This window comes from Robinsoniella sp. (assembly GCF_034124845.1).
Genome location: NZ_JAWYAJ010000580.1, coordinates 1 through 3,691, shown reverse-complemented (window position 1 = coordinate 3,691; position 3,691 = coordinate 1). Strand labels below are relative to the sequence as shown.

Genomic DNA, 3,691 nt, shown 5'->3' with positions numbered 1-3,691 from the left:
CCGTTTATCCCTGTAAGATCAGATGGGCCAAGCGTAATCTGGCAATGGCTTACGCAGTTTGGTGTTTCAAAAAATCCTGGGGGAACTGCCACCTTAGATACCGGTACCGCCGCAGCTGCTTCCACAGCCGCCAACTGGATGCAGGATTTTACCATTTCCGTAAAGCATGAGACTCCCGCACTTGTAAATTATCTGCTTTTGTTTGTCTGGTGTGCAGGCATTTTAATCATGGCGGTATTGACACTGCATTCCCAGTTCAGGATCAGGCAGGTTATTCAATCTGCTCTTCCTGTGCAAAACAGTCAGGTAAAAAATATTTATAACGAATGTCGGGCTTTGATTGGCATCAATAAAAATATACGCGTATACAGCAGCGCCTATATCCAGTCACCAATTTCAGTAGGATTATTAAAACCCTGTATTGTACTACCAATCCAAATGATTTCTGGATTGCAGGACAAGGATATCCGATTTATTCTGTTACACGAATTACAGCATTACAGGCACCGGGATATCGCGGTGAATTATCTGATGTGCCTTGCCCGGATCATATACTGGTTTCATCCTCTGGTTTGGCTGGCACTAAAACAAATGCGAAATGACAGGGAAGTGGCATGCGACGCTGCCGTATTACGTACTATTGACGAAAACAGTTACGCAGACTATGGTTATACCTTACTGAATTTCGCTGAAACGCTGTCTCACTCCTCATTCTCTTCAGAAGCAGGAATGGGCGGCACTAAAAAACAGATTAAAATGCGCATTATTCATATTGCATCTTTTCACCCGGAAAGCAGATGGTTAAAGTTAAAGAGCATCCTGATATTTATTCTGGCTCTGTCTATGGTAATTGGCAGTGCACCACTCCTTGCATTTGGTGCGGCAGCAGGCAATGCATATGAATTTCACAATACAAATGCTGAATATGAAGATCTCGGCTCCTATTTCCAGGATTATGAGGGCAGTTTCGTATTGTACGACCAAAATGCTGACTATTGGAATATTTATAACAAAGATGCAAGTTCCAAAAGAGTATCACCCGATTCCACTTATAAAATATATAGTGCCCTGTTTGGTTTGGAGTCTGGCAGCATCACACCAAAAGACTCCGCTATTTCCTGGAATCATACTGAATATCCTTTTGCATCCTGGAATCAGGACCATAACCTGACTTCTGCTATGTCCAACTCGGTCAACTGGTACTTCCAGGCAGTAGACCAAAAAACAGGACTACCGGCACTGCAAAACTATATTCATAAAATTGCTTATGGAAACCAGGATCTTTCCGGTGGTATTTCCCGTTACTGGATGGAGTCATCCCTGAAGATTTCTCCAATCGAACAGGTGGAACAGCTATCCGCCATGTATCGGAATGATTTGCAGTTTAAAGAGGAAAACATCCAGGCTGTTAAAAATGCACTTCATATATCCACTTCCTCAGGTACGGCTCTATATGGCAAAACAGGAACCGGCGATGTGGACGGTAAAAATGTAAATGGGTGGTTTATCGGATTTGTGGAAAAAGACGGCAATCCTTACTTCTTTGCCACAAATATTCAAGGAGAGGATTTTGCAAACGGAAGTATGGCTAGCAAAATCACACTGGAGATACTAAAATCCAAGAATTTGTATGTTGAAGAATGAGATAAAAGGTCTGTCTTGCATTTCCGACAGACCTTTTTGGTATTCACCTGTTCTTACTTATTCACTTCCAATATTTTATCAAATATTCTTCTGCTACGTCTTTCTGCAATTTGAATTTTTCGATAAGTTTGTTTCGAGTCTCATCTTTTGAAATTTTGATTTCCTGGCAAAGCTCAATAAATGCTCTCATTCCTTCTTTTTTTCCTTCTATAATTCCCTCTTCACGCAGCGATTTTGAATAAAGATTTTCATCAAATTCTGTTAAGATCACATTTAACACCTCGCTTCTGTTTTTTTGCAGAATATCTTTTAATATTTCCTTTTGTATACATATTTCAATCGCACAATTTACTGCTGTTTCTATTTTATCACCCTTATTCAAGTATTCTCTAATTATCCTGATAAAATATGCATATTCCTTTAGTTTTCTGCATTTCTCCATTAAGTCTAAATTATGGCCGTAATTAATGTTGAGCATAACTGCTATGCATTCTACTGCTGGCTGTGCGACCTTCTCCTGGGGATAAAACAACTCCGTGAGTCTGATTTCTTTCCTGTCCGGTTCTTCATCACTACCATTGTAAAAAACAATATATTGTGGTACTGGGAGTTTGATTTTTGTTGATCCATATATATTTATGTTATTTATCAGAATATATTTGCGATATAACTCCGCAAAATATACCAGCCCCCTCAATGCCATATTAGGATTAAAAGAACTTTGATGTTCATACAAGTTCATAATATCATCAATAATAAAGGAAAGATCATTTTTCATTCCCAGATATACTACATCCTCTAATGTGGTAATTTCTAATTCATTTGGATTGCCGTACTGTGTACCGTTGATTGCATTATATAGATCCAGCAAATCTTGCTTTTCTTTAAATATACATCTGAATAAGCGGTCTTTATAGTTTCTATTGACATGACCTGTTATATGATTTCTATTGGATTTATCCATTAATATACCTCCATTATACACTTTTTTTTCAACTACGCAACATTCTAATTCCTTCTGTCTTCTGTGTATAAATGAAAGATAATGACCAGCGTGTATTTGTTTTGTTATAACTATGTATAATTTCAAGCGATACTTGAACACAATTTAGAAGCTGTATTTGACACCATGCTGTACTAGCGTTGTAATAAGATAAGCGGAATCTTTGCAGGGCAACGCCATTTCATATATTTAACTGCTAATCATTTCCTTTCTTTCTCTTCTGTAGATAAACATCTTTTTCTCATAAAATGGGATTATATGGTCGAAATGACCAGAACTGAAATTATTTGTAGATATTAATACTATAGCACACTCATTTCATTTTAGCAATATACTAAATTGCAAATATCAACATTACTTCAACACTCACCAATTTAAAAAAAGACAAATCTTCCATGAAGACCTGTCTTTTCTTTACTATGTTTTATTAAAATCCTAAATCCTTTGCTATTTCACATCCACCGGCTGACACCTTGGACAAAAATAAATATTCCCTCCCAGATATGCCTGTCTGGAAATCCAGCCGCCGCACTTTGGACATGGCTCTTCCAGGGTTTTCTTTGAGAGATATGTCTGATAACCGCCATACTCTCCAAACAGATTTTTTTCGGTATCCCGGCCTCCATTTTCTCTCATTTCAAGCAATGTCTTCTTAAGGCTTATAAAAAGCATATCCCGTTTGGTTTCATCGATATTCCCAATCTTTTCTTTTGGGTGAATTCCTGCAGGGAAAAGAATATCCTGCAGCACCCCATTTCCCAGTCCGGGTATACGCTGCTCCGTTGCCAGAAGTGCTTTTACGCTTAAATTGTCCTTTGCATTTTGATATAAGGTTTCAAAATAGGTACGGTCAAATGCTTCCATATAGGGTGTCGGTTTCTCTTTTGCCACCAGATAATAGGGATTATCATTTTGACCGTCCAGGAAAGCATGGATTCCTCCATACATCTGAACGGTACAGACAAGCGCCGTATCATCTGTAAATTCGACAAAGAGCTGATGCTTCTTAGGAGGCTTCTCCCCCTCTTTCAGATAGCGTATATT

At 38.4% G+C, this 3,691-nt stretch carries 3 protein-coding genes; 1 reads left to right on the top strand and 2 read right to left on the bottom strand.

Annotation, left to right across the window (positions count from 1 at the left end):
* Positions 1-1,644 (top strand): BlaR1 family beta-lactam sensor/signal transducer (locus ACH2DQ_RS28625; protein WP_395028769.1); only part of this gene is annotated, 1,644 nt, incomplete at its 5' end.
* 61 nt (positions 1,645-1,705) lie between these two features.
* Here the strand turns inward: ACH2DQ_RS28625 and ACH2DQ_RS28620 are convergent.
* Together ACH2DQ_RS28620 and ACH2DQ_RS28615 are read right to left on the bottom strand one after the other, a co-directional pair.
* Positions 1,706-2,608, bottom strand: coding sequence for a hypothetical protein (locus tag ACH2DQ_RS28620; RefSeq protein WP_394912833.1), 903 nt, complete (start codon positions 2,606-2,608; stop codon positions 1,706-1,708).
* 486 nt (positions 2,609-3,094) lie between these two features.
* Positions 3,095-3,691: endonuclease VIII (locus tag ACH2DQ_RS28615; RefSeq protein WP_395028765.1), on the bottom strand; the 597-nt coding region annotated here is incomplete at its 5' end.